Source organism: Paenibacillus sp. FSL M7-0420 (assembly GCF_038002345.1).
GTDB lineage: Bacteria > Bacillota > Bacilli > Paenibacillales > Paenibacillaceae > Paenibacillus_AQ.
The window spans coordinates 1,400,943-1,426,489 of record NZ_JBBOCJ010000001.1 but is presented as its reverse complement, the minus strand read 5'-3'; the positions used below and the strand labels follow the sequence as shown (position 1 = coordinate 1,426,489).

Sequence of the window (25,547 nt, the reverse complement as noted above, 5' to 3'; positions counted from 1 at the left end):
CCTCCTCAGCTTATAGGTCTGGCTGCAATATGCAAGCCGATCGTATTCTGGATTTCACTGCACTTCTGCTCAGCCTGCTCTGCATCGTCCCCTCCAACCATCACTCTGCCAATCCAGTCAAAATTAGATCTCGGAAAGGACACCTCGCGCCCGGCAGCAATGAAATGCGATCGCAGAATGTCCGCACGCCCCTCTAATTCCTTAAGCCCCGTAACCTCGATCAGCCTCCCGTCAACCGGGGAACAGAATTCCCGTGAAGCAGCACCACGCGTGACGCTCGGCGTCAACTCCGGGGCCTCCCCCATATGCATACGAAGCACTTCACGCGGCAGGTCAATGCCGGTTGCGTATTTAATCATCTCCGGAACAGGCCCGCCTACCATCCGCGGATTGAATTCGATAATCTTGGGACCTTCAGGAGTGAGAGCAACCTCTGTATGTGTGGGGCCAAAGTCAACCCCAAGCGCATGCAGTCCCCGGCGGACCACCTCCACGATCTCCGCCTCATGGTTTAGCCGAACCGGAAAGCTGGCGCCAGTCTCTACAAAATAGGGAAATCCAACCAGACGGCGGTCCGTAATCCCGATCAGGTGATCCTGCCCTTGATAAGTGACCATCTCCACACTGACCAGAGGCCCGGCTGCATATTCCTCAATGAGCACATCCGTACTTCCATAGAGATTACGCCCAAAATTCCTGTTGTTCACATAGCTCTCGTAAGCCTGGCGCAGCTCTCGCTCATTGTTGATAAAGACCACCCCAATACTCATAGCCCCGTCACACGGCTTAACGATACAGGGATAACCCATGGAATGGGCATGTCTGCAAGCTTCCTCCACACTGCCTGCGAGCAGTGAACGGGGAACCGGAACGCCGCTCTGAACGCAGATTTCTCTGGATTTATATTTATTCCGGGCATTCTTGGCCGCCAGCGGCTGCATGGTCGGCACACCAATCGCATGCGCCGCAGCTGTTGCCTGAACCACATAGAATTCCGCAAAAGACATCACTCCGGTCAAAGGGTTCGCTTGATGGTACGCTTTGACAAAGTCAACCACAGCTTCTTCATTAAAGGTGTCCACTTCATGAATGTAATCTACCAACCGGAGCGGATGGGACTCCAGCGGCTGACCCTTCAGGTAATGCTGAATATTCTGGGTCAGCAACGTTACGGTGTACCCCATCTCCTTGCAGGCCTGGATACCTGCGATAGACTCATTGCTTTCCACTAATAACAGGTGCTTCATGGGTTGTATCCTCCTTGTAGGCGGGCAGAATTTGCACTTCTTGCTCCAGATACCGCAGCAGCTGTGACAGCCTGGCTTGCAGCGAGGCCGAATTCTCGCCAACGATGATTACGGTCATCACGGCATCCACGCTGGAATGAGCCGCGTCCAGCTGTTCGCCTGCTCTGACGCGGGGAACATATTCCTTCACCCATTCAAAGGGCAGCGTCTGCGGAATGGTCTCTACCGTTCCCGGACGTTTCGGCATTAGATATACCCCTGCTACCTGTGACGGCCTTGGCACCGGCAGCTTCAGCGGCAGTCCGCATTGCCCCCGGACCCACTCCCGGTTCAGATCAACGTCATACATGGCGCTGACCGACTCACTGATCCGCCCGCCTGCGGTCCGGCTGGCAATTTCACAGAATACCCATTCATCCTCCGGGGTATGGAACATTTCACAATGAAAGGTTGAGACGCCCGGTGAGGGCAAGGCTTCAATGACCTGCTGAACTTCATGAACCAGCCGCTCATACACCGCGCAGCCGGGGCTGAGCAATTCCACGAAGCAATCCTGCCGGAGAATCTCCAGCGGCTTGCAGGAATATTTGCCCACAGAAGCGAAACGGATCTCCTGGCCCATCATGAGCCCATCGATCTCATACATTTCTCCCTCAACATAGGCTTCAACCATTAAGCCGCTGCCGAGGCCGCGTTCCCATACACCGTTCAATTGCTCCTGGGTCTGTATGATGTCCGTATTCATGGAGCCCATACCGTCCACCGGTTTAACCACAACCGGCAAGCCGTGTTCCAGCACAAAATCATACAAGTGAAGCGGTGAAGCCAGTCTGCGGAATGCCGGGCAGGATACCTGCGGGCTGACTAAGCTTTTCATCACGGCCTTATCCCTGTAAGCCACTGCACTCTCCAGCTGTTGACCAGGCAGGTGCAGCCGTTCACGCAGCCGGGCTGCACGAATGAGATCACTCTCATCGAGAGCGATGATCAGACGGTAAGGATGTTCCTCATACAATCGTAACGCATCGATCTCTACCCTGTCATTGCTCACCCAGTTGTCGAACACCTGCACAAGGGCAAAGGGTTCCGTTATCTCACCATATGCCGGCGAAGTATACAGGTATACTTCTTCATCCAGATCCTCCAGCCAGGTCAGATAAGGAGCGAAGGCCCGCCTCCTCTGATTCAGAATTAATACCGCCATAGTTTCTCCTCCTCCTTGTGATGAACAGGTGACCGGTTTAGCATTACGTATAGTACAAGGGACAGCCCAGACAGAAGAGCTAGGGACAACCAGAAATAGGACAGCTTTCCGTATATGCTCCACATATGTATGAATTGCAGCCCGGTATATACACCGATTCCTTCTCCAAGGGCTGTGGACAATCCGATGACACTGAAATATGTGATACGCAGATCCGGGCGGGCAGCGTTAGAGACATACGCATCTATCGTGGGGATGAATAACATTTCCGCAAGGGTGAACAACGCAACGAATACGTAGTAGCCCCAGATCGAGCCAATTATCGCATTCATTGAGAAAGAAATGCCGAATAGCAGAAACGCCAGCATCAGCCGGTATCCCTCACGCTGGCCGGACAACGCGGTATTCATCCAGCGCCCGACGGGAATCTGCAGGAGCACCACAAGGATTCCGTTCAGCATCAGCAGACTCCCCAGCCTTTCCGGTGAGTTATAATAAGTGCCGATTAAATAAGGAAAGGAATTGAACAATTGGGTGAAGAAAAAGCAGCCGATCATATTGAACAGCAGCACCTTACGGAAGCTTTTATCGAGCAGAACGGTCTGATATCCTTTCCAGAAGCTTACCGGCTTCCGTTCCCGGTCCTGCAGATTGCACCCGGGCGGGAAGATACTGAGCAGGATGGCACCCACAATATAAAACCCTCCAACGAAGGACAACGTGAAGCTCTTCAAGGAGCTTGTCAGAAGAAAGGAGCCGATTAAGGGCCCGGCAATGGCTGCACCGTTCGTATACATATTGGAATTCGCAAAATAAAACAGGGCATTGCCATCCTTACTCCCCACGAAGGATAAAGAGGCCTTGGAGGATAAACCTCTGACAGAGTAGCCGATCCCTGCAAGGATAAGCTGTATAGTAATCAACACCGGAGACTGCCAGAAATCCACCATAGCGATGGAGACTCCTGTTAGCAGGCAGCCGAACCACATGCATTTGAACGGGTCCATGTTGTCCAGCAAGGGTCCGGTAAGGAATCTCGCACTGCGGTAAGACACAGTGAAGATCATGGTAACTACAGCGGTAACCGAAAGCGGCAGCCCTTTGACCTGAGACAGATAGACCGTTAATATCGCCGTCATAGCGTAGAAGCCAAGATGGGTAACCAGTGTGTTCAGACAAATGGAGAATATCGGCCGGGGCACCTTTAGCTTTCGGAAAAGGTTCATGTCCCTGCCCTCCTTTCAACTGGCACACCCATCTGCGCCTGTCTGTAGGCTGTCAAATCAGCGGTCATGCGGCCTATTAATTCCTCCGGGGAATGGCGCCGCTGTGATCCGCACACTTTGGCAGATTGGCTGCACAGATAACAGGAGCGCGGCGGGGCCCCGATCTCCCTCCTGCCCACCGCTCTTCCCGAGGGACTGTAAATATCCATATCCCAATAAGCGCTCAGCGGATGTCCCTGTTCCAATAATAAACAGAACCGTTTCAATGCTCTAGCTTCCCAGGATACCTGCATATAGGCTACGGGACCAACATCTAAGTCGGTCCGCTCCAAGGACAGCACCGCACAAGCTGCTGAAGCCAGCTCCTCCTGCAAAGCCCTGATACAGAGCTCGAACAATTCATAGGTGCAATCCAGCTTCTTGCATGGTCCGGGAATATTCATCATGATCTGTATCAGCGAACCTGCCGCCGGAACCCTCGCCTCTCTAAGCTCAGGGAGGCGCTCACGGTCACGAAGAATGGCAGACATAGCGGAATGGTTCTCCACACACTTCCCCCCTTCGATGCCCGTCCCACAAGTGCAGGGCAACCGTCATGGCCAGAAGATCGGCTGATCCCCCGGGCGACAAGGAACGAAGCTGGAAATCCTGCTCCATATTGCGGATATAGGCCCTGCCCTCAGAGGTGAACAGACTCCCCCGGTCCAGAGCCTCCAGCGCACACGCTTGCGTATAACTGATCCGTGCCTTGTCAAAGTCACGGTTCAGAAGCGTTGTATCCTGAACCACAGACATCAGTGAGAACAAGCAATGAATAACCGCCGTTCGCATATCGGCCCCCTGATCAAGCGCAGAACGGAAGGAAGGCAGGCCCTGCTGCAGAATGGAAGGAAATCCGTCGATCACTTCACCACGAATACCTCTGATCCGCCATTCCTTGTACGCGCGTCCGCCTGTACTTGTAACCTGTGTCTCCTTCAGGATGTCCGTAAGCTGCTTGCGAAGCGGACTCCCGGCGATCCCTCCGGCCAGCCGGCAGATGTCCCGTGGTTCTGCGCCGCCGGATGGTCCTTGGCTGGTCATTCCCGCAGCCGCACATAGAATCAGTCCCAGAAAGATCGTTCCCTTGTGGGTATTCACTCCCCCGGTAGCCCTCAGCATGCCAGCTTCGGCACGCCGCCCGAGCTTCTGGAGCATCCTGAACAGATCTTCCGTTCCGGTTCTGTCCGTGGATTCTTCTATGCCCAAGCGGGCTGCTGCCTGGTAATATGGCTGAATGCGGAGTGCGCTTCTCAGAAAAGTGTAGATATCCATATCCCCGTGACAACCCGTGCTGACGGCGGAGACCAGTCCGGGAGAAGGCCAGCTTACAGCCTCCGCCAGAACACTATAGGTCATCGCCTCTGCCAGCGAATAGGATGTATCCTGTTGCGAAGCTGTCACTTTACGCTCTCCGGGATGGCCGCAGGCCAGTGTTCACTCTGTAGACCGTACTGCTGAAGGAAGCTCCAGACCACCCGTTCCAGGCCAAGCCCGATGCAGCCCGACCATGTCTCGGAATGATCCTTAAGCCCGAAGTTAAAGGTCTTCGCAAAAAAATCACCGTGCGTGTCATAGGAAGCAATGGAAATCGTATCGTTCTTATACGGAATATCCGCACGAACCTCATATTTGACATGCTTTGGCACTTTGAAATTCTGTTTCACCTTACCCGGCAGAAAAAAAGGATCATTGGCTAAGGCACACCCGCCTTTCAGCCCTACCTCTTCCATCCACTCGATGGTCCACCCTAATGTCAAGTCACGCATCCGGGTAACATATTCGGGAGTACCCAGAAATACGAATTCACGCATAGTGAAATTCAATAACCGTTCAAGCAGATATACACGTTTCCCCTCATTGCGGAAGGACTGGCCTTTGAGTACAAAAGCGGTATTATCCTCAAACACCTGATCCTCCATCTCCATATACACTTTATAGCACGGTGCGGATTGCAGAATATAGGGAGGCGTCTCCAGATAAGGTCCGCAGTCCTGGGGAAGCTTGCCGTTATTGGCTGAGACGTCCTCCGCGAAGGATATCATTTTGTCCTGGTCATGGCTAAGATGTGTGGCCAGCAGCAAATGCATCGGGGCACTATGGAAGTAATTCATCTTCTCGGCAAAGGAAGCAGGCAACAAGACTGAATACTGCCGCTCCTGACAATCCCCGATCCTCCGGCCGACATAATCCACATAACTCTGGTCAAAATACTCCAGCAGACGGATGATCGGGCGATGGTAGGCCAGCTCCTGATTCTTCAATAAAGTCAGCCACCTCTGCTCCAGCAGATCATCCGAGACATTCCGCTGATTGCCCGGTGTGCAGCAGGAGCACAGCCGCTCAAGCGGCGGCTCATGCAGCTCCACCACATTTAGCCCAGGCTCCTGCACTTCAGCGGATGATGCGGATGCCTCATCATGCTCCGGGGTGAAACGCTCCAGGAAACTAGCGACCTCCCGCTCGATCTGCTCTCTGGGATAAGACGATAAATAAGTGACGCTGATGCGCTTCCCTTGAATCGGATCGACCTGCACCTTATGGGCAGATACATGTTGCAGGAACATATGGGTGAAAACAGGGATTTGCAGCTTATTCAGAGTCACAGGCTCTGGCAATTCCAATCGGTATGTTGTGAACATAACAGCCTCCTACGCTATTGAAATTCCGTATATCTCTTGGACAACGGCCACCTGGTCCGGATGGATTACAGAACGCCCCGTGAAGCCGTATTCCCTGGAGAGCAGACAATCCTCGCGGAACCCCTCCATATCACGAAAAGCCATGTAAGTGGTGTCAAAGCATTGAAGGCCCACACTGCGGCAGTATTCCCCCAGCTTCTGCTTGGCCTTCCGGACCTCCAGGGCCGGGTCCACAAGCCCCTTAGCCACACAATCATTGAAATAATCTGTTCCTCCAAAGGTAAACGCATAAATATTCCGGCTGGCCTGGTGAATCTCTCCGAGATTGAATATAGCCTCACAGCATTCAATCATGACTTCATAGCTGGGAGAATAGTTCAAGCTGCGCTTGTGTATAATATCCTGCACCTTGCGTTCCACTTGCCGTAAATCCTCCGCCGTCCGGACCATGGGCAGCCGGATTCGGGCAGGGCGCTCTGGCACAAGCTCCTCCAGATCTTGCTCCCAGTGAGAGGTATGAACACTATTCACGCGGACAATAAGAGTATGCTCCGAGTCACTGAATTCCTGAAGGGCGTTCTTGACCACGTATCTTGCTTCAAGCTTCTTATCCTCCGGTGTACCGTCTTCCAGACAGAGAATAATATTCATAGGATAGAAGGTCATAGCGTACTCTATGTAATTCGGTTTGTATCCCGGAACATAGAAATAGACTAAGGGTTCGGCAGCCTGATTCATCCTGTAACCTCCTCCCGCTCTAAGGCAGCGTTCAGCATGCATGTCAAGGCTTCACAGCGGCTGCGGATGACCCACTCATTGGCTCCATTGAACCAGATCTGGGGGGACAGATCCGCCAAGCCATACTGCTTCAGAATGGGAACAACATATTCATAGACTTGGCGGTCCGTAAGCTCCGGCACCATATTCATGCATTGCATTGCAGCATGACCTTCTTCGATGACAATTTTAATATCGCTAGATTCTATCGATCCGGCACTGACATTCATTAAGAACCGACCTCCAATGAGTAATATAGAGCCTCCAGCAGAAAATAATCGCCCCAGATCTGGGATTCGCCTGCGGCTTGAACGACATGCAGAGGCGTGCTGGCGTGCACCAGCAGTCCTTCATGCTCCGGACCCGGGGGCGCATACTCCGCAGAAATCAGAATATCGAGCACCCTCTCTGCTTCTTGCCGGAACTGCTGGTGCAAAGGATCATTAGGGCTTAAGGCTGCGGCAAACTGGTAGAATGCAGAGCAAGCGATCGCAGCAGCGGAAGCATCCCTCATAGCCGTCTCCTGATGGGACAGCATCAGATCCCAGGCCGGAACCCCATCCGAACAGACATGGGCTAAGTAGAAGGCGGAGAGCTGCTCAACCTTTGTCCTCCACTCCTCTTCATGGCCCAGCACATACATTTGAACTGCTCCATAGAGTGCCCATGTGTGGCCTCTGGCCCACACCGATGCTGAGCTGAATTTGGCGTTCTTGTTGTAGGGCTGCTCCGGGGCTCCCGTAAGTGAGTTCATTCTCATATATTCGTAAGTGAAGCCGTCTTCCCTCATCAGCGCAGCACTTGTAATCTGTGCTGATCCGATGGCAGCGGCGCGATAGCGCTCCTCACCGGTTATCCGGTAGGCCCATAGCCACAACCGGATGTTCATCATACTGTCAACGCCTGCATAGTGCTTCCCCTCGGGCAGCCAATTGCATTCCAGATAACCGCCCGGGAGACGCGAATCAAAGAGGCTGTCCGCAGCTTCAAGCGCAATCATTCTGTATGCTTCCTTACCGGTCAGATCGTACCCGAGCGCATAAGAATAATAGAACAGGAAGCCAATGTCCTGATAATCCCCCTGATTCTTATAAGGCTCAATCCCGCCCATCCAGCGGTCAGCTTCCTCAATATAAAGAGTATCGCCAGTCAACTGATAGAGCCGGTAGAGAAGTCCAATGAATAATCCTGAAGACCACTTATCCTCCAGCATATATCTTCCGTTGTTCGTAACATAAGGAAGCCTAATCTCACCGGAGGATTGCATAGAAGCAAGCTTGTCGAGCTGCCTTCGGGTCTGTCTGACAGCACGGTCGATAACCTCATTACGTGTGGAAACGGTAATCTCCAGCACCTCCGATCATATTTTCACAGGGTTCTTCCCCAGTTCAATTCCAATCTGCTCCAGCCATTCATCCGAAAAAATAGTATTGTAGTACCGGTCTCCGCGATCTGGAAGAATCGTAAGCACTTTGTCCCTGCTGGGCAGACGTCGCGCAAGCTTAAGGGCCGCGAACACCGCTGCTCCTGCGGAGCCGCCGACCAGCAGCCCCTCTTCCTTAACCAGCCGGCGGGTGGTGGAGAAGGCCTCCGCATCCGAGACATGCGTAATCTCGTCATACAGCTCTCTTCGCACATTGCCCGGTACTATAGCGGAACCAATGCCAATCTGATGTCTGACACCTGGCGGCTTCCCGAAGGTAACCGAGCCGGCAGCATCAACAGCCATAATCTTTATGTGCGGGATATGTTCTTTCAGCCCCAGGCTGCACCCGGTAATGAGACCGCAGGTCCCTGCCGGTATCACCGCCCACTGAAGCTCATTACCGAACGCCTCATAGATTTCAAGCGCGGTCGTTTGTCTGTGTGCCTCAGGATTACTCGGGTTATTATACTGATTAGGCCAGAATGCTCCCAGTTGCTTGACGAGATCCTGTACCTTGTCCAGGCGGGCTCTAAGATAGTTGCCATACTCATCAGCCTGATCAACCATTACCGTCTCCGCACCATAGGCCTGGATAATACTGAGATTGACCAGACTGATCTTGGGATCGACCACACAGATCAGCTTGTACCCCTTTTGCCGTGCCACAAGCGCCAGCCCGATGGCCAGATTCCCGGAGGAGGATTCGACAATCGTGCCGCCCGGCTTCAGTTGTCCCGCTGCCTCCGCTTGGCTGATAATGTAGAGCGCCGTGCGGTCCTTCATGCTGCCGCCGGGATTAAGCCCCTCCAGCTTGATGAATACCTGCGCCCCATACGGGTCCGGAAGATAATTCAGTTTAACAATAGGCGTGTTCCCAATTAATTGCAGCACATTGTCGTAGATCAAACCTATCACCTCCCAAGGCATATTCTCATAAATTTTTCTATAAAAAGTAAAATAAATACATTTGCATCATACACTTCTATCCTAATAAATGTAAATATATTAAAAATTTTTATCACTTTGATTCAAATTTTCTATACAAAACCATAGCAAACCCCCCAATGAAGTTTTTACCTTCATTGGGGGGCGGGGATAAATATAGAACTATTAACCTTTAATTCATAGATGCTTCATCCCGATTAACATGTTCATACTCGAAAATATAGCTGCTTGCTTGTCTCATCTCTCCGCTGAATACATCAGCTAACCTTTCGTTCAACATACTTTACAAGATTGCCAAATGTCTCAAAGCTATCAAACCCTAGCATATCAATATCAAACTCTATGGAGTATTCTGTTTCCAAATCAAGCACTGAGCGGATAAAGTTTATAGAATTCACTCCAATCGTATTAAGATAGCAATTGCTATGAACCTTATCTATATCAACTGAAACGTCTACATGACTTGTAATAATTTCTCTCACTTTTTGTTCAATAGAAACCATTTTTCACACTCCCTGATCGGATATTACTTTATTATATCTGCAAGCATTAAAATCTAAGCTAGCTAAATATTTTCGATCAACTTTGAAATTCGGAGTGTAGGGCAGCTGCTCCAGCTGAGTCAACTGTTCCGGTATCATATAACTGGGTAGAACGTTTCTTAGACTATCAACCAGCGTCTGTTTGTCCACCAATTCATCCGATACATAATATCCGCTTAAATACAAATTTCCGTTTTTACCCATTCTTGGCACCACAGCTGCGTGAGTAATTCCTTCTTGCCGCAAGAGTACAGCTTCAACCTCACCGGGTTCGATTCTGAATCCACGAATTTTTACCAGGTGATCACTTCTACCCATAAATTCGAATTTTCCTACCTCAGAAAGTCGTACTAAATCACCAGTTTTAAAGATTATTCCTGCTTCAATATTCGAATAATTCTTAAACTTCTCTGTCGTATGTTCTGGACTATTCCAATATCCCCCAGCCACTTGAGGGCCTCCAATATATAACTCTCCTACTCCCCCAGGCTCTACCTCATTCATTGCCGAGTCAAGCACGTATACCTTTACACTATGAAACGGAATTCCGATAGTAACAGTATCTTGGTTCGTTAAATCTGAAACCATGCACCAAATTGTTGTTTCTGTAGGGCCATAAAGATTATAAATGTTAACGTCTGTGTAGTTTCGTATATGCTCGAGTACCGGTGACGGAAGTGCTTCTCCACCAAGCAGTACATGGCTTACCCGCCGCAGACAATCTAGTTCTTTATCATAATTAATTAGCAGTTGCATAGCAGATGGAGTCATTTGAAGCATGTCTATATCCTTCTCAGTGATAATTTTCTTCAATAGGTATGGATTTCGTTGTCCCCTCTCATCAGCGATGACGATCTTCATACCATATAAAAGTGGAATTAACAACTCTAACAATGAAATATCAAATGAGATTGTAGTTAGAAAGAGCATCGTCTGGGCTTGTGAGAATTGAATTTCTTTAGTAACTCCGTAAACAAACGAAGCTAACGCTTGCTGGTTTATAACCGTCCCTTTAGGTAAACCGGTCGATCCAGACGTGTACAATAAATACGCTGCCGCCACCATACTCACTGTTGGCAGCTGATAGCCGATTTCTTCATACTGGTGGATTTCCTCATAGGCAACTACAGTATGTCCATAGTAATCCAGGCTAGTTTTGAGCGCTTGATTTACAATTATCAGTTGACAGCCACTATCTTCAATAATATGACGAATTCGCTGCTGGGGATAGTCAGGATCGAGCGGGAGGAACGAAGCCCCCGTCTTCATTATGCCTAGAAGTGTAATAGGTAGGTCTAAAGTTCTTTTCATAAAGAGTCCAACGATACTCCGGCTAGTAACAGCATTGTGACTCAAATATGCAGCCACCCGGCTTGATCGCAGGTCCAGTTCTTCGTATGTTATTTCATCTTCGCCGTAGAGAAGAGCAGTTTTCGTCCTATTTTTTTGAAGACTCTCTTGAAACATTTGGATGTATGGGATGAGAGTGCCGGTATCTAAGTCGTAACGATCATTATACATGGACGTCAACCCTTTGCTACATAATTAACATTGTTATCTGTATTCTTCCCATCAATACCTTTCAGTCTACTGGTTGTAATTCTCTCAGTTGATTTTGGCGATAAACCGTCCGCTTTAAGATAGGAGCAAAAGTCGTTTATTCCTTCAAACACCGCGTCAATTAATTGGCCCGTTATCGTGATTCCATCCTCCCACCACCAATTCTTTACATTAAGTGGTTCGTTAGCACGATGTTTCTCAGGTTCAAATCTCGCCACTAATTGGTTGCCCACAAGTACCGGCAGCACATAGTAACCATACTTTCGGCTGGATACCGGCTTGTACACTTCCCAACTGTACTCAAAATCAAAAATATCTTTAATCAGCTTTCTATCCCACAAAAGATTATCTAAAGGGGCTAGAAAGAGCGCTTTGGAGACAGGGATCTCCATACTCATCTGATTCAAAACTTCTTTGTCCTCAGAGCGCATATAGAAAATCTCCTTCGAGCCCTTAATCTTAAGTTGAACTAATTCGCCATCTTCAAACAATTCATTTAGTACATGGATTCGAAGTTTTTTATCTGATACAAAGTGTCCTAGCCACCCTCCTCCGTTACGAAGCCAATAGGCTCCCAGACTCCCAATTCTTCTTTTAAAGTACCATTTATAAAAGGAGTAATCATCCACAAAAGGATCTTCTTGTTCTAAAACATGAGAAGGAAGTAAATTTTCAGTAAGATCATATATTTTTTGAGTATTTTTCTTTTCCTTCACCGACAAAATCCCTACGTTCCACATGTAATCCATCGTAGCACTTGACAGCTTTCCATGGCCCCATCGTCCTTTCTCAGCGCGGCCAAAGTCTATAAAGGCAGGAGAAATTGGACCTTTATTTACAATGTGTTCCTTTACTTCTTCTACATACTGAAGAGCACTACTTGAATTTCTATATGTCAGAATCCCTTCGATCTCCTCACGCTTTTTAACTCGCATTCTTCTAAAGTACGGCCAATCCTCCGTTAAATATATCGCCATCATCTTATCCCATCCGTCAATCACATCTCTTGTTTCATAAAGAAGTCGATTTAAAATGGATGGGTCGTAATTGTAGAAGCGTGATTGGAGCATAAGATCCGGGTTGTGCCCAACCATGTTTAAAGGGTCGTATTGAATACACCCCACTCTCTTAATAAATTGAATAATCTCTGATCTGTCAGCCTTAGGCTTGTTTGGATGCAAACCTTGATAGGTGACTAAAAATGACTTTAATTCTTCCTTAGAAATTTCTATAATCTCCATCTTTACCTCCTTATCACAAAACATTTTTAAGGGTGTTAGAAATGTTTCTTAGCGAACATACCATTCGGCTTGGGACATATACATTTCATGATATTTACCTTTGAGTGCCATGAGTTGTTCGTGACTCCCTTCTTCCAGAATAGCTCCTGAATCCATTACAATAATTCTATCTGCCGATTTGACTGAAGCCAGACGGTGAGTAACGAAAATCGTTGTTTTGTCCTTTGATATTTCATTAAAACGCTTATACACATTTGTTTCCTCGATGGGGTCGATCGCTGAAGTAGGCTCATCCAGTACGATGAGATCATTCGTTTTATATAGTCCTCTTGCAATAGCCAAGCGCTGCCACTCTCCTCCGGATAGATCTATTCCTCCGAAAGAGCGACACATCATCGTCTCAACACCCTCTGTCAGCCCGTCTTTATTTCTGTTGAATCCTGACTTATCTAGCGTGGTATTTAGATATTCGACATCATATGGTTTTTCAATCTCACTAAGGATGACATTCTCTCTTAATGTCAGCTTATATTTACCGAAATTCTGAAAAACAGCCGATATTTTGCTGTATAGATTTTTCTGCTTACCAGACAGATTAATATCGTTGTAAAAAATCTCCCCTCCGGAGGTTTGAAATAACCCTGTAATAATTTTGACCAGAGTGGTTTTCCCCGATCCATTGGCACCGACAATCGCCAGTTTAGAACCTTTATATATTTCCAAATTAATATTTTTTAGTGATTCTTTGTTTCTATAGGGATACGTAAATGAAACATCATGCAACGTAATTTTTTCCAATGGGGGGAGCTCTACCGTTTCCGTCGGATTCTCTGGAATTTCTAAATAATCATAGAGCTTACCGGCCAGGTTGGCATTTTGATAGATACTACCAAACAACTCCATCATGTCACTCATACTATTCATCAACTTGTTCAAAGAATAGTACACAGCGGCAAATATCCCGATGGATAACTCTCCTTTTAGAAGGAAATACGTAATTAAAACAAAAGAACCTATATAGCCCAAATATGTAATGAAACTGAGCAGCAGATCGATCATGCCAATTTTTAAATTAGCTTTCCATTCCTTCTGATTACATTCTCGAAGTTTAGATTGATATAAGCTAAAAAAATACGGTCTTGCTTCCAAGGTTTTCGTTTCCTTGTAGTACTCCTTATCGGTAAGACATTTTTGATAATATTCCATCTCCCTTGTAGTCTGTACAAGATCCTCCTGCAGCTTGTATAAATTGGACCCTTTAATCAGTTGGGAGATAAATTTAGGAATGAAAAATAAGAAACACAGCAGAACAAGAATAGGCTTGATCGAAAAGAAATAGACGCTGATACTTATAAAGAATACCAAGTGAAAAATCACACCGTTTAGCAGCAGGATAGTTGATTTAATGGCATGATGAACGCCCCCGATTGCCAAACTTATTTTTTCATACAGCTCTATCGATTCGAATTCTATAAGCTCAAGCCTGCCTGCTTTGGCATTCATATCTTTTAGAATTTTGCTAATAAATTGAAGAAAATAGTCTTCATTCAGAAAACTGTGATAACCACTAATGAACTGGAATAATACTAATACCAGGCCTCCCAACAAAATGATAGATATGGTTCCCTCCCATACTCCTGTAGAGAATGCAAGCGAAACCGTATCGAACATTCGTTTGATAATATCAATAGACAGGAAATTCAGCGCAGCCAGACATAAAGAAATTAAGATGTAATAAACAAAGTATCCGGGTAGCTTCTGAAATCCATAAGATAAGGTTCTCTTTAAAATTTTCGGAAAAGACATGGATTTAGGCTTCATAGTACCATTCCTTTTGTGAATTAAACATATCATTGTAAATCCCTCTACTCTGCATTAAATCCTCATGGCATCCGCATTCCGCTACCCGTCCGTCATCAATAACCAGGATTATGTCTGCAAGTTTAGTAGAGCCAAGGCGATGTGAAATAAAGATGGTCGTATCCTCTGATGATATTCTTGAATAATGTGTGTACAAATTACTTTCTTCCAGCGGATCAAGCGCCGCCGTCGGTTCATCCAAAATTCGCACGGTGTCTTTCTTCATCAGCGAACGGGCCAATGCAATTTTTTGCCACTGCCCACCTGAGAGGTCAATTCCGTTTGGTAAAATTTTTCCCAGAGGGGTATCAAACTGTTGCGGAAGCTGCTCCACATTTTCTTTTAATCTTACATAATCGGCAATTTCAATGATTTTAGCTGCCTCCAACTTCTCTTTACCGGTAAATTGGCGGGTATCGCCCACTGCAATGTTCTCGCCGACAGTTACAGAATACTTAGCAAAATCCTGGTATACGACGGAAAAAAGCATATGGAGTGTTTGGGACTGAATATGCCTAATATTGATTCCGTTAATAAGAATTTCTCCTTGATCAGGTGTGTACAGACCTAATAATAATTTTGTAATCGTGCTTTTGCCGGAACCATTCTTACCCACCACTGCATAATGCATCCCGCTCTGTATAGTAAAAGATAATCCTTTCAGAATATAATTGGACGTCCCCGGGTATTTAAAGTACACATTCTTAAATTCAATTGTCTGCACCCGTAGAATAGGGATGTTCTTTTCTTGGGAGCCAGTTATATTTTCCTCTTCGTCTTCGAGCTGGACAAAGCGGTTGAGATCCTTCATATATTCATTGTCCTTTGATAAAAATCCGATAATTTCCGACATTTGGTTAGCCATTTTCTCCTGTAGCTGAAAGATTGCTGTTACAAGTGAAATGAAAAAGCCCAGAGTAATTTCGTTATTCTTTAAAGGCGTCAACAGCATAACGGCAAAACTCACACAGGTGATAATAATAAACATGACAGAAACTTTGTTTAATGCCAGCCATTTAAATTTAACTTTCTTCGATAAATTGATGGCACCGGTAAAGTATTGCTCGAATTTTTCGTTGAAATAGCTTGTGAAGCCAAACAGTCTGCGCTCTGCAGCTAAATCACGGCCGCGGAGGACGTCAAATTCGATGTATCCTGATTTCCGGTCCAGATCGCTGGTGGATCGCAGAATAGTATAAATTTTTTGTTGTGAGACGTAAGAGATCAGAACAAGCGGAATGCATACCAGAAACAGAACCGCACCAAGCCACCATTTCAGTTCAAATACCAGCCAGCCTACGGCAACAAAATTGATCAGAATTCCAATTAGATCCACAAGATGCCTGAATACTTCATTAATGGAGTAAAATCCGGGATTTTTAACGATACGGTTCAATAATTCATTTGTTTCTTCATTTTCAATATGTTCGTACTTAATCGACAGTTGTTTTTGAATGATTGCCGTATTAAAGCTTTCTCTAAGGCTGATCGTGACTCTGGAGAACAGAATTTGAGAGATTACAGCGTACATCTGAACATAACCGATTAAAAGAAAAATTGTAATTAGCGGCCCTAACACATCACTAAAGGATGATTTCTGATTCACATAATCAATCGCGGAATTGATAAAACTCGAATTCATAAGAATGAGTAGAAATGGAACAAAACCGTTAGCTCCAGCAAACAGCAAAATGCAAAGTACAATAACCGGGTTTGCTTTATACGCAATAGAAATGGAGTCGAGTAAGGTATACTTTTTTTTCTTCAAAACCATCATAAAGCTCCTTTATAGTACTAAAGTCTATAGAACGCGGTTAATCTCGTCTGATATAATGCAGGAATTCGTTTTTGCGGTCGGAATCAGTTTTGAACACGCCCCGGCTGACGGAGGTAGTAGTTACTACCCCTGGTTTCTTGACGCCTCTGGCACACATACAAAGATGCTCACCTTCCACAATCACCATTACACCAAGAGGCTTTAAATGCCGCTCAATCATATCAGCTATTTCTGTTGTCAACCGTTCTTGAACCTGCAGCTTGCTTGATAGTGCATCAACCAATCGCGCCAGCTTGCTCAGACCAACGATTTTATTATTTGCAATGTAACCAATGTGGACCTGTCCGTAAAAGGGAACCATATGATGCTCGCACATGCTGAAATACTTAATATGGCTAAGAGCGACCAGCTCGTCGTAGTTTTCGTTAAAGGTGGCCGACAAGAGTTCCGCACAATCTGTGGAATAACCCTTGAAAATTTCATTATACATTTTGGCTACTCTCTTCGGTGTATCCAGCAGGCCTTCCCGGTCGGGATCCTCTCCGATTAAGCTTATAATTTTTCGAATATACTTAGAGATCTCCTCCGTATTAGCTTCGGTACGCTCTGGAATGCAGACATCCTTAAATTCTCCCATTCGCTAGCCTCTCTCTCCTTTTTTGTCGCCCTTCGTTACCTGTATGGATTGTCATATACTTAGGGTAAACAGCCCGGTTATCTGCGTCATGCTCCAGCACAAGGACATCCCCACCGCAATTACCGGGCAATTCGGTGAATCCTGCGAATTTATAGGTCGCATACATCATACGGTTTCGTTCATTCGGCAGGAACTCAGCCAGCAGCCTTACCCCTGATGATTCTGCTTCCTTTTGGATATAACTAAGCATTACGGTTCCCACCCCTCTGGAGATGACCCGGCAGGACATGAGCAGCAACTTGATTGTCCATTCTTCTGGACCACATTCCACCAGCATAAGTCCGATTTTTCCATAATCCCCGTAACGATCTTCAAGATTCGCTATTAGAAGAAGATGGTTCGGTGATCTCCTGAGACTGTCAAGCTCTTCTAAATCGTATGTAATACCCGTCGAGTTCAATTGATGTGTCCGGACTGTCAGTTCCTCCGCACGCTGCAGGTCCTCTAGCTCTGCCTCAGAAATGGACATCACCATGCCCAGCCCGGCAAGAAATTCTTCTTTGGTCCCCGTGAACTCCTGTTCGCTCTCGTTCCTCTGTTGATCTTGCATGTACATTTCCCTACGGCGGAGAGAGTCTTCCGTAATAAACTTAGGATTCATTTCTGGAAAATCAGGAATTCTGCTAATAAAAGCAGCATCTATTGTCATCACATCCGGAAGATGAGCCGCTACTTCATCACGCTCAAAGGGTTGATCGTCAATAAAGGCAACTGTATCCTCCGAAATGTTTAACCGGTTGATGATAGCCTGCACCGCTTCCGACTTAGGATTCCAATGTATCTGGGGATAAAGGAAGAAATGCCTTAGGCCAAACTCATCCAGTTTCTGCATCGCTTTGTCATAATCATTTTTACTGCTAATGGATTGGAGAATCCCCCTTCTGTCAAGCTCCCGTATCAATTCCAAGGCGGCATTATCCGGCTCAACAGGGTCCCCTTCGCTAAGCACACCATTCCATAATGTATTATCCAAATCCCAGACCACACATTTTATATTTTTGCCCACCGTTTAATTCCCCCTTCCCATAGCTGCTCCGAAATTTTACATTCTCCGGAAAGCGTTCGTAGCGATCATTAACTCGTGAATTTGGGAGGTACCCTCAATAATCTCGTAAACTTTTGAATCCCGATAATGTCTTTGTGCAGGACTATTCGCACTGAACCCGACAGCACCTTGAATTTGTAAAGCATCAGCGGCCGATTTAACGGCCACCTTGGAAGCAAAGTACTTTGCATTCCAAGTCTCCATGATGGATTCGGGATCTCCCTCATCCTTCAGGCGCCCTGCATTTGTGCACAATACTCTGGCCGCTTGAACACCTACTACCATCTCAGTTATCATTTTTTGAATAAGCTGGTGATTTCTTAGCGAGTTCCCAAACTGTTTTCTTTTACGGGCGTAGAGCAGCGATTCATCCAGACAGGCTTGCGCAAGTCCGACGCAACCACAGGCTACCGTATAACGTCCGTAATCCAAACAGGACATCGCAACATTGGTCAATCCCGTTCCCTCAGACCCTATCATGTTCTCCAGCGGTATCCGGCAATTGTTCAGTTGTAGTTCAGCCAGCATGGATCCTTTTAGACCCAACATTCCGCCGATCGGCCGGACTGTCAAGCCGGGAGTATCCCTTGGCATCAAGAAGGCTGTTACCTTCTCGTTATAATTGGCAAACACAATGAACACATCGGCCAGTTGTCCCATTGTAATCCATTTTTTATGACCATTCAGAATATATACGCCATCTTGGACAACGGCAGCAGTTTCAATACTCTTGGCATCTGTCCCGGCTCCTTGTTCAGAAAGGGCAAACGCGCCAATGGCCAAACCTTGTGCCAACTCCGGCAGCCATTCCTGTCGCTGCTCTGGTGTTCCCCAGCGGTCTATGGCTATTTCAACCATACCTTGCACTGTCAAAATTCCCCGTGTTGAAGAACAGCCTCTCCCCAATTCTTCGTTCAGACATCCCACATCAGACATACTCATTTCATGCCCTCCATACCGTTTTGGCAGAAAGGCTCCCAGATATCCCGACTCGCCCAACTTACGAATTAATTCCCTCGGCATCTGTTCATCCCGGTCAATCTTGTCTGCAAGCGGGAATACCTCTAACTCGGTAAAACGTCTAAACTCTTCTTTACGCAAAGCCTCCTGAACTCCAAATGTCCCCATAAATGCCTCCTTTATTCTCCAGAAGATTTAAGAATAAGACGTTTTCTTTCTACCAGCTCAATAATAGTTCCCAGTGTCTTAAACTGGTTCAAATCCATATCCTTGCTTTCAATCCGAATTTGAAACTCCTTCTCAAGAAAAAGAATTAATTGCATCGCGAATAAGGAATTCATTGAACCCAGCGCAAAGATATCATCATTCAGACCGATCTGTTTGACACGGAACATGCGAAGCAGAAAATGCTCAATTTTCAATTGCACATCATCCATCGGTTATTCCTCTCCCATTCTTAAATTCTGAAATAGGTTTAAGTGTATTGATAAAATCCTTGTCCCGTCTTCCGCCCCAGAAGGCCTGCGTCTACCATTTTCTTTAAAAGCGGACAACAACGGAATTTAGAATCCTGGTAACTTTTGTATAAAACGTCCAGGGAATTTTTTACTGTATCAAGGCCGATTAAGTCGGCTGTTTCCAGGGGTCCCATTTTATGTCCATAACATTTCTTAAATATTTCATCGACTTCCCAGGCAGTTGCTACCTGATCCTGAACAACAAACACGGCTTCATTCATCATCAGATGGGATATCCGATTAGATACAAAACCAGGTAAATCATTTACTACGATTGATTGTTTTCCAAGTCTCTCCATTAAGGAGGTGGTTATATTCAGAGTATCTGCTGACGTATGATAACCCCGAATAATTTCAACAGCAGGGATCAACGGCACTGGATTCATAAAATGCACACCAATAACCCGTTCCGGCCGGTGTAATCCGGCAGCCAGTTCAGTAATGGAAACACAGGATGTGTTAACAGCTATAAAGCACGATTCTGGAAGATACGGAGCTATCTGTTGATACAGTTCCTTCTTCACGTGTGTCACTTCGGGGACATTTTCCACAATATAATCGACCTGGGTCAGAACATCTAAACGGGTTGTCCATTCTATGCGTTCCATGATCGCCTCAGGCTCCTGAGCCGTTATTTCTGATTGGCGAATAAGTGCCCGGATCCGCAGATCATCCTGGAGCTGGTCTCTGGATTGCCGCAGTACATCATCTTTCCGGTCAATCAGAACGACTGAGATCCCTGCTGCCGCCAATACCTCCGCCACTCCTCTGCCCATGATACCGGCGCCAATAACCGCAACTCGTTTTATATCCATATCGGAAATCCTTCCACCTTTAGACTTTTGCTTACGCTATACAGTTCATAGTAGAAATTTTTCTCCAGAGAGATCTGACGTCTCAATAAATCGATCACCTGCTGAAATAGTTCGGTTCTTTCCGAGAGTGATGCCTTAATCACGATGGAGGAGAGCTTCTTCCACTCCGTGATTGTATCCTCCAAGCACTTGATACAACCATACAATTTGGATGATGGCCACTCTCGGGCTGCTGATTTCAGATAAAACTTCAGAAAGGATTTTCGCGGTGCTGTAAAAAATAATTTACCATGCAGGTCTTCCATAAACTCCTTTTGTCCCTTGGTTTCTTCCATCATTTTCTCAATTGTCTCCAACAATGCGTGGAGAGCGTAAACGCCTCTCTGCGCATTACCTCTTTCTTCAGGGCTGCTGTAAAACTGATCTAGACACAAAGATAACGCTTCATCAATTTGATGTTTCTTGGCCGCTGTCCATCCCTCTCTCTCTACCTCTACCCAGAGATAATCGATAGGATTCCCGCTCAGAATTCCGTCTGCTTGATTCGCTGAGGACCTTGCCGGGTCAAGTAAAGCTTGCGTACGTTCTCCCTTAAAGAACCAGGGAGGGTACCAATCAATTAACTGATACTGTTCTGTCCTTTCCTCATACCCAGTCAGTAGTAAGGAGTGAAAGGAATGCTTTTTGTGATAGAAGGGAGTATAATCCAGTTCGAATACATCAACTCCAGCAATTAAAGGTACTCCTGCCATTAACTTCAGACGATTGGACTCCCAAATTTCCTCACATTGATACTTGTTATCTGAATTAGAGTGGAAATGTGCTTGCCCAGCCCAAGAAGGCAGAAAGCTGGAGAAAAAATCTCCCGTGCTGAATGAGTAGCCATATTTATCCGATCCATCTTCAGTAAATAGCCATTCGATTCCGCAATCCAGAAATAACTCGGGACTTTCAACACCATAATATTTCAAAAGATTCCAATAGCAATTTTTAAAGCAGTAATACTCAAACTCCTTAGGAAAGACAAACTCTGACTCCATAAATGAACTGGCGTTCATAGAGATTGATCCGGCCACTGCAAGGAGGATCTGACAGATTGGATGATCTTATTCACTGATGTAAAATCTTCTATGCCGAATTCATTGGTAACAACCTCTTGACCCAGATATTCCTCTATTCCTGCAAGCAGATTAATCAAAGAGATTGATGAAATAATTTTACTGTCGACAAGCTCGGTATTCTCATCAAATGCATCTAAATCTGTGCTTTCCTCGCTGATTTTATCCATAATGAAAAGCCGCAGTTCCCGCTCCGATATTTGAAATTCCGGTTTCCCCATAACGTTTTTCTCCCCTTAAATGATTGTTAGAATAGTTAATTCGAGTTATGCTCTAATTTCCGCATAACTGTCCTGAGTCTCGTATAATAAGATTCGGTTCAAGTCGTACGGTTTGTCTCGTAATTTCTCAGACAACACCTTGAAAATATGTACAGCCATGACTTCAACTGTCGGTAAGTCGAAATGATCGTTCAAATATGCATGATCATACAGTTCGATTACATTATTTTTAACAATAGATTTTATTTCCTTAAAATTGCAAACCCACCCCAGTTCATTTACTTCTCCCCTTACTTCCACAGTCAATTCGTAACGGTGCCCGTGCAGGTTCTGGCAAGCGCCGTACTCTTCTCTCTGCGGCAACTGATGTGCTGCTTCAAATAAAAACTCTTTACCGATAGTCACTTTCATAGGTTCGCCTCCATTTCTGCAAATTGCTCCGAAGCCTTGATACGCTCCTGGATATACAGCCGTCCTGTCTCATCGAGATATCCCCGGTCACCAGTCCTGAACCATCCGTGTTTCTCTGCTGGAGTTATCTTTCGGTCTCCAACGTAGCTCTCGGAGATCGTCTCGCTGAAAACCTCAATCTCCCCTCCTGCACCGAGCCTGATCAAGACATTATTCACTGCCAGTCCTACACTTGTTACATTGTTTTCATCCGCAGCCAAATTACAGGACATCGTGCTCACTTCCATCATTCCGTACAACTGCTGAATCCAGCATCCATACCGTGTGTGGAACGATAACCCGGTCTCTTTTTGTAAAGGAGAGCCGGAGCACAACAGCAGCCGGACTTCACTTAAGTTGATGTTTCTTTCGCTGTATTGACGGCGGTTCAGAATATCATAGTACTCTGGCGTTCCCAGAAATACAGACAGCCTTGTCTTGGATAAGTCGCTGATTAGACGGTTCGGCATGAACCAGCGTTCCAGCCATATTTGAGCTCCTGCCTTAAGTGGAGCTAACAACCCCATGGTCAACCCGTATCCATGGCATACCGGAACTGCGCAGTAGACAACATCTTCCTCTGTATAAGCAAATGTCGAGATAATGTTATCCGTATCCACTGACAGGTTCCGGTTCGTCCGGATGGCCATTTTAGGCAACCCTGTAGTCCCCGAAGAACATTGGATAACAACCGGAGCATGTTCGTTTCTGGATTGATACAGATTATCGTCCCTGTTCATAAGCTTTGATGCACCGGGACGACAATACCCGGAAAGATGTTCACGCAAAATAACTTGGAAAGGAAAAGATGCGCCCGTATCCTTAAGGTTGTCGTAAACGTGATTCTCCATAATTACAATATCCAAGTGAGTCATTTGCAGGTTTTCGCATATTTTCTCTACGTCATTCTGCGGATTTATTAACACCACACATACATGCCTGCTAGACAACGCGTACAGACAGATGATGAACTCCAGTGAGTTGCTCAAAACCAAAGCGGCTGTTTGACCGCCCCCAAGTCCCAGTTCGCCAAACCGCTCCGAGGCATAGTCAACTTCTTTCAAGAGTTCAGCATAGCTCATATGGTGTCCGTTACAGACTACTGCACACCGCTCTGAGTATTTATTCTTTGCTTGTTGAAGACTCGAGTACAACATGAACTAAACCTCCAGTTCCACAACCTTCATCCCTGTATCATCTTCGTTGTAGAAGTTCGTCTTGTCTCGAACAGACTGGAAAAATGAACTCATGTACGTGTTCCATCGTTCCTCACTAATAAAATGTGCCGCTATATTGCCGGCCCATACGATGCCTTCCTCTGTCAGCTTTAGAGTGTCGCCTGTCCATTCGGCAAGTCCCATACCGATAACGGTATTTATCTTTTCTTCATAGAAGGCATAATTGGGGATGGAAGCTTTGCTGATCGCCAAAGTGATCGGGAAAAAGACCATTGTCCGGTCATTGTGTTCTTCTTCAGTCAGCTTGTGTGCCAGATTGGCAGGAAATAAACCCTGACTCACTTGTTCCGTATATTGCTTCATATCACACACATTCTTGTAGACATAACCGTCTAAATAACCTCTTGAAGATACTCCGATTCCAAGTACATTGTTATTAGTTAAGTATAGGCGGTCGCCAATATGTGTTTCCTTTTGACGCAAGGAATAGGTATTGGTCGTTATCTGCTGGTATCCATGCTCTTTCAGCCACTTATGGGCCTCACGGAAGGCTGTAAGCTGGTTCGGGTTGGATGGTTTAATTCGATAGGCACCTTTCTTGATCTGACGGTCAAGATAAGTGTTTGGAAAGACAGCCATATTGTAAATATCAATATGATAGGGATTCAAAGCTGTCACTTTCTCCAGATCTTCTATGACATCATCAATTGATTGATTCGGCATATTGTACATCATATCGATGCAATAATCAGTCAGACCAGCAGAGTTCAGGATGTCTACCCCACGGTAAATATCATCCAGAGTCACTCTCATATTCATATCCTTACGAATATCTTCTTTAAATGTCTGAATACCGAAGCTAATCCTGTTAATTCCTAAATCCATCATTTGGCGAATTTGATCGACGCTTCTCACACAATTGATCGATCCTTCAACTGACCAATTTTCCTTAAAATCCACCTGAAAATATGTTTTAACAGCCAGAATGATCCGTTCAAAATCTGCAGGTTGCATAAGCAGCGGGTTGCCCCCACCAAAATGAACGGAATCAATCTTTTTCCCATAGAAATATGGAGTTGAGGCATAGTGCTTCATTTCAGCGATAAGAGTGTCGATGTACTCTGATATTTTGATTTCCAGATTTTTACTACCGTGAACTTTATAATAAGGACAAAAAATACAGGCAGAATCACAGAATGGAATGTGTATATACAAGTTAAGTGCTGCTTTACTATCTAAAGAAGGTTGTTGCAGGAATTGAAAAAAATCATCTCTGTACTCGCGTTTATCATTCACTTTCGATAATTTCGGATACACCCAAAAATCATCCATACGTTCTTTTAAACTCAGTGGTCCTTTCATTCTATAGCCTCCCTTTTAGTTTAAAACCTCACTTTGATTGTCCCAGATTTGCAGCTGAAGACGGTTCGCGTATCTCATGTTATAATCAATGCACAATTTGAGCACTTTTTTCTGCACTAGCTGCAGATCCTTCAAGGTAGCTGCCATAGGCATAATCATCACCCGAAAAGGATCATAATCTCCGATCTCTTTCAGAATAGAACTAACCTCTTCCATATCTTCCTGATCGTTGACAACGAATTTAATCTGGTAGTCAAAATTGGAAATGAACTTACGTATAACTCCAATATCAATCTTGTTGCTCTTCGTGTCGGGATCTGTAACAACGGAATTAGACAACTTGGGACTCATGCTTATGAGGTCGCAGACTACCTCCTGGTATAGTGTCGCATTCGTTTCGATCGTAATATGATATCCGCGCTCATGTAATTCACGGGTGAGTATAGGAAGTTCTTGATGAATAAAGGGCTCTCCTCCGGTGATAACAACATTTTTGCAGCAGTAGCTATCAAGTGCATCAACTATTTGCTCCAGCTTATAGTAAGTCCCTCTTCCTCCTTTCAGAAAGCTCTGGGTGTCGCACCAGGAACAGTCCAGATTACAACCGACTAGGCGAATCAGAACAGAAGGAATCCCCTGCAAAATCCCTTCTCCTTGGATGGAAGAGAAGATTTCATATACTCCGATTTTCTTCATT

At 45.9% G+C, this 25,547-nt stretch carries 26 protein-coding genes; all 26 read right to left on the bottom strand.

Annotated features, from left to right (window positions below):
• Positions 1-5: 5 nt before the first annotated feature.
• Positions 6-1,247, bottom strand: coding sequence for an ATP-grasp domain-containing protein (locus MKX51_RS06140; RefSeq protein WP_340991600.1), 1,242 nt, complete (start codon positions 1,245-1,247; stop codon positions 6-8).
• Complete coding sequence (locus MKX51_RS06135; protein WP_340991599.1) at positions 1,216-2,451, bottom strand: hypothetical protein; 1,236 nt, start codon at positions 2,449-2,451, stop codon at positions 1,216-1,218. The genes MKX51_RS06140 and MKX51_RS06135 overlap by 32 nt, the downstream gene beginning before the upstream one ends.
• Positions 2,439-3,677 carry an MFS transporter gene (locus MKX51_RS06130; protein ID WP_340991598.1) on the bottom strand — a complete coding sequence of 413 codons (1,239 nt, stop codon included), beginning with the start codon at positions 3,675-3,677 and terminating at the stop codon, positions 2,439-2,441. The genes MKX51_RS06135 and MKX51_RS06130 overlap by 13 nt, the downstream gene beginning before the upstream one ends.
• Entirely contained in the window at positions 3,674-4,225 is a 552-nt protein-coding gene (citX, locus tag MKX51_RS06125) for a citrate lyase holo-[acyl-carrier protein] synthase (protein WP_340991597.1), read from the bottom strand. Before citX ends, MKX51_RS06130 begins: the two co-directional genes overlap by 4 nt.
• Positions 4,188-5,120, bottom strand: coding sequence for a triphosphoribosyl-dephospho-CoA synthase (locus MKX51_RS06120; protein WP_340991596.1), 933 nt, complete (start codon positions 5,118-5,120; stop codon positions 4,188-4,190). Before MKX51_RS06120 ends, citX begins: the two co-directional genes overlap by 38 nt.
• On the bottom strand, positions 5,117-6,358 hold the full coding sequence (locus tag MKX51_RS06115; protein WP_340991595.1) for a hypothetical protein: 1,242 nt from the start codon (positions 6,356-6,358) through the stop codon (positions 5,117-5,119). Before MKX51_RS06115 ends, MKX51_RS06120 begins: the two co-directional genes overlap by 4 nt.
• 9 nt (positions 6,359-6,367) lie before the next feature.
• Positions 6,368-7,096, bottom strand: a complete 729-nt coding sequence (locus MKX51_RS06110) for an HpcH/HpaI aldolase/citrate lyase family protein (RefSeq protein WP_340991593.1) — start codon at positions 7,094-7,096, stop codon at positions 6,368-6,370.
• Positions 7,093-7,365, bottom strand: coding sequence for a hypothetical protein (locus MKX51_RS06105; protein ID WP_340991592.1), 273 nt, complete (start codon positions 7,363-7,365; stop codon positions 7,093-7,095). Before MKX51_RS06105 ends, MKX51_RS06110 begins: the two co-directional genes overlap by 4 nt.
• On the bottom strand, positions 7,365-8,489 hold the full coding sequence (locus tag MKX51_RS06100; RefSeq protein WP_340991591.1) for a glycoside hydrolase family 88 protein: 1,125 nt from the start codon (positions 8,487-8,489) through the stop codon (positions 7,365-7,367). The genes MKX51_RS06105 and MKX51_RS06100 overlap by 1 nt, the downstream gene beginning before the upstream one ends.
• A gap of 6 nt (positions 8,490-8,495) precedes the next feature.
• Positions 8,496-9,467, bottom strand: a complete 972-nt coding sequence (gene sbnA / locus MKX51_RS06095) for a 2,3-diaminopropionate biosynthesis protein SbnA (RefSeq protein ID WP_340991590.1) — start codon at positions 9,465-9,467, stop codon at positions 8,496-8,498.
• 296 nt (positions 9,468-9,763) lie between these two features.
• Entirely contained in the window at positions 9,764-10,009 is a 246-nt protein-coding gene (locus MKX51_RS06090) for an acyl carrier protein (protein WP_340991589.1), read from the bottom strand.
• A gap of 3 nt (positions 10,010-10,012) precedes the next feature.
• Positions 10,013-11,569 (bottom strand): amino acid adenylation domain-containing protein, encoded by a 1,557-nt coding sequence (locus MKX51_RS06085; protein WP_340991588.1) that lies wholly within the window; start codon positions 11,567-11,569, stop codon positions 10,013-10,015.
• Positions 11,570-11,574: 5 nt separating this feature from the next.
• Entirely contained in the window at positions 11,575-12,849 is a 1,275-nt protein-coding gene (locus tag MKX51_RS06080) for a DNA glycosylase AlkZ-like family protein (RefSeq protein ID WP_340943054.1), read from the bottom strand.
• A gap of 48 nt (positions 12,850-12,897) precedes the next feature.
• On the bottom strand, positions 12,898-14,670 hold the full coding sequence (locus MKX51_RS06075; protein ID WP_340991587.1) for an ABC transporter ATP-binding protein: 1,773 nt from the start codon (positions 14,668-14,670) through the stop codon (positions 12,898-12,900).
• On the bottom strand, positions 14,660-16,477 hold the full coding sequence (locus tag MKX51_RS06070) for an ABC transporter ATP-binding protein (protein ID WP_340991586.1): 1,818 nt from the start codon (positions 16,475-16,477) through the stop codon (positions 14,660-14,662). The genes MKX51_RS06075 and MKX51_RS06070 overlap by 11 nt, the downstream gene beginning before the upstream one ends.
• Before the next feature lie 46 nt (positions 16,478-16,523).
• Positions 16,524-17,123, bottom strand: a complete 600-nt coding sequence (gene folE / locus MKX51_RS06065; protein ID WP_340991585.1) for a GTP cyclohydrolase I FolE — start codon at positions 17,121-17,123, stop codon at positions 16,524-16,526.
• Positions 17,110-18,189: an HAD-IIIC family phosphatase gene (locus tag MKX51_RS06060; protein WP_340991583.1), complete on the bottom strand. Its 1,080-nt coding sequence runs from the start codon at positions 18,187-18,189 to the stop codon at positions 17,110-17,112. Before MKX51_RS06060 ends, folE begins: the two co-directional genes overlap by 14 nt.
• 36 nt (positions 18,190-18,225) lie before the next feature.
• Positions 18,226-19,356, bottom strand: a complete 1,131-nt coding sequence (locus MKX51_RS06055) for an acyl-CoA dehydrogenase family protein (RefSeq protein ID WP_340943066.1) — start codon at positions 19,354-19,356, stop codon at positions 18,226-18,228.
• Positions 19,357-19,367: 11 nt separating this feature from the next.
• Positions 19,368-19,625 (bottom strand): acyl carrier protein, encoded by a 258-nt coding sequence (locus MKX51_RS06050; RefSeq protein ID WP_340943068.1) that lies wholly within the window; start codon positions 19,623-19,625, stop codon positions 19,368-19,370.
• Between the two features lie 38 nt (positions 19,626-19,663).
• Complete coding sequence (locus MKX51_RS06045) at positions 19,664-20,521, bottom strand: 3-hydroxyacyl-CoA dehydrogenase family protein (protein ID WP_340991582.1); 858 nt, start codon at positions 20,519-20,521, stop codon at positions 19,664-19,666.
• The gene (locus tag MKX51_RS06040; protein ID WP_340991580.1) at positions 20,512-21,579 is read right to left on the bottom strand and encodes a BtrH N-terminal domain-containing protein; all 1,068 of its coding nucleotides are present in this window, start codon (positions 21,577-21,579) and stop codon (positions 20,512-20,514) included. Before MKX51_RS06040 ends, MKX51_RS06045 begins: the two co-directional genes overlap by 10 nt.
• Positions 21,576-21,860 carry a hypothetical protein gene (locus MKX51_RS06035; protein ID WP_340943072.1) on the bottom strand — a complete coding sequence of 95 codons (285 nt, stop codon included), beginning with the start codon at positions 21,858-21,860 and terminating at the stop codon, positions 21,576-21,578. Before MKX51_RS06035 ends, MKX51_RS06040 begins: the two co-directional genes overlap by 4 nt.
• Before the next feature lie 45 nt (positions 21,861-21,905).
• Entirely contained in the window at positions 21,906-22,271 is a 366-nt protein-coding gene (gene queD, locus MKX51_RS06030) for a 6-carboxytetrahydropterin synthase QueD (protein WP_340943073.1), read from the bottom strand.
• A complete protein-coding gene (locus MKX51_RS06025) occupies positions 22,268-23,467 on the bottom strand; it encodes a class I adenylate-forming enzyme family protein (protein ID WP_340991579.1) in 1,200 nt (399 codons plus the stop codon). Before MKX51_RS06025 ends, queD begins: the two co-directional genes overlap by 4 nt.
• 3 nt (positions 23,468-23,470) lie before the next feature.
• Positions 23,471-24,850 carry a coproporphyrinogen-III oxidase family protein gene (locus MKX51_RS06020; RefSeq protein WP_340943077.1) on the bottom strand — a complete coding sequence of 460 codons (1,380 nt, stop codon included), beginning with the start codon at positions 24,848-24,850 and terminating at the stop codon, positions 23,471-23,473.
• A 15-nt stretch (positions 24,851-24,865) separates the two neighbouring features.
• A complete protein-coding gene (locus MKX51_RS06015) occupies positions 24,866-25,546 on the bottom strand; it encodes a 7-carboxy-7-deazaguanine synthase QueE (protein WP_340943079.1) in 681 nt (226 codons plus the stop codon).
• Position 25,547 lies beyond the last annotated feature (1 nt).

What these genes read in the sequence shown, in the direction of transcription:
- MKX51_RS06140 (WP_340991600.1), bottom strand. Translation starts at nt 1,247, where the DNA reads ATGAAGCACCTGTTATTAGTGGAAAGCAATGAGTCTATCGCAGGTATC.
- MKX51_RS06135 (WP_340991599.1), bottom strand. Translation starts at nt 2,451, where the DNA reads ATGGCGGTATTAATTCTGAATCAGAGGAGGCGGGCCTTCGCTCCTTAT.
- MKX51_RS06130 (WP_340991598.1), bottom strand. Translation starts at nt 3,677, where the DNA reads ATGAACCTTTTCCGAAAGCTAAAGGTGCCCCGGCCGATATTCTCCATT.
- MKX51_RS06115 (WP_340991595.1), bottom strand. Translation starts at nt 6,358, where the DNA reads ATGTTCACAACATACCGATTGGAATTGCCAGAGCCTGTGACTCTGAAT.
- MKX51_RS06110 (WP_340991593.1), bottom strand. Translation starts at nt 7,096, where the DNA reads ATGAATCAGGCTGCCGAACCCTTAGTCTATTTCTATGTTCCGGGATAC.
- MKX51_RS06105 (WP_340991592.1), bottom strand. Translation starts at nt 7,365, where the DNA reads ATGAATGTCAGTGCCGGATCGATAGAATCTAGCGATATTAAAATTGTC.
- MKX51_RS06090 (WP_340991589.1), bottom strand. Translation starts at nt 10,009, where the DNA reads ATGGTTTCTATTGAACAAAAAGTGAGAGAAATTATTACAAGTCATGTA.
- MKX51_RS06085 (WP_340991588.1), bottom strand. Translation starts at nt 11,569, where the DNA reads ATGTATAATGATCGTTACGACTTAGATACCGGCACTCTCATCCCATAC.
- MKX51_RS06080 (WP_340943054.1), bottom strand. Translation starts at nt 12,849, where the DNA reads ATGGAGATTATAGAAATTTCTAAGGAAGAATTAAAGTCATTTTTAGTC.
- MKX51_RS06075 (WP_340991587.1), bottom strand. Translation starts at nt 14,670, where the DNA reads ATGAAGCCTAAATCCATGTCTTTTCCGAAAATTTTAAAGAGAACCTTA.
- folE (WP_340991585.1), bottom strand. Translation starts at nt 17,123, where the DNA reads ATGGGAGAATTTAAGGATGTCTGCATTCCAGAGCGTACCGAAGCTAAT.
- MKX51_RS06055 (WP_340943066.1), bottom strand. Translation starts at nt 19,356, where the DNA reads ATGGGGACATTTGGAGTTCAGGAGGCTTTGCGTAAAGAAGAGTTTAGA.
- MKX51_RS06050 (WP_340943068.1), bottom strand. Translation starts at nt 19,625, where the DNA reads ATGGATGATGTGCAATTGAAAATTGAGCATTTTCTGCTTCGCATGTTC.
- MKX51_RS06045 (WP_340991582.1), bottom strand. Translation starts at nt 20,521, where the DNA reads ATGGATATAAAACGAGTTGCGGTTATTGGCGCCGGTATCATGGGCAGA.
- MKX51_RS06040 (WP_340991580.1), bottom strand. Translation starts at nt 21,579, where the DNA reads ATGAACGCCAGTTCATTTATGGAGTCAGAGTTTGTCTTTCCTAAGGAG.
- MKX51_RS06035 (WP_340943072.1), bottom strand. Translation starts at nt 21,860, where the DNA reads ATGGGGAAACCGGAATTTCAAATATCGGAGCGGGAACTGCGGCTTTTC.
- queD (WP_340943073.1), bottom strand. Translation starts at nt 22,271, where the DNA reads ATGAAAGTGACTATCGGTAAAGAGTTTTTATTTGAAGCAGCACATCAG.
- MKX51_RS06025 (WP_340991579.1), bottom strand. Translation starts at nt 23,467, where the DNA reads ATGTTGTACTCGAGTCTTCAACAAGCAAAGAATAAATACTCAGAGCGG.
- MKX51_RS06020 (WP_340943077.1), bottom strand. Translation starts at nt 24,850, where the DNA reads ATGAAAGGACCACTGAGTTTAAAAGAACGTATGGATGATTTTTGGGTG.
- MKX51_RS06015 (WP_340943079.1), bottom strand. Translation starts at nt 25,546, where the DNA reads ATGAAGAAAATCGGAGTATATGAAATCTTCTCTTCCATCCAAGGAGAA.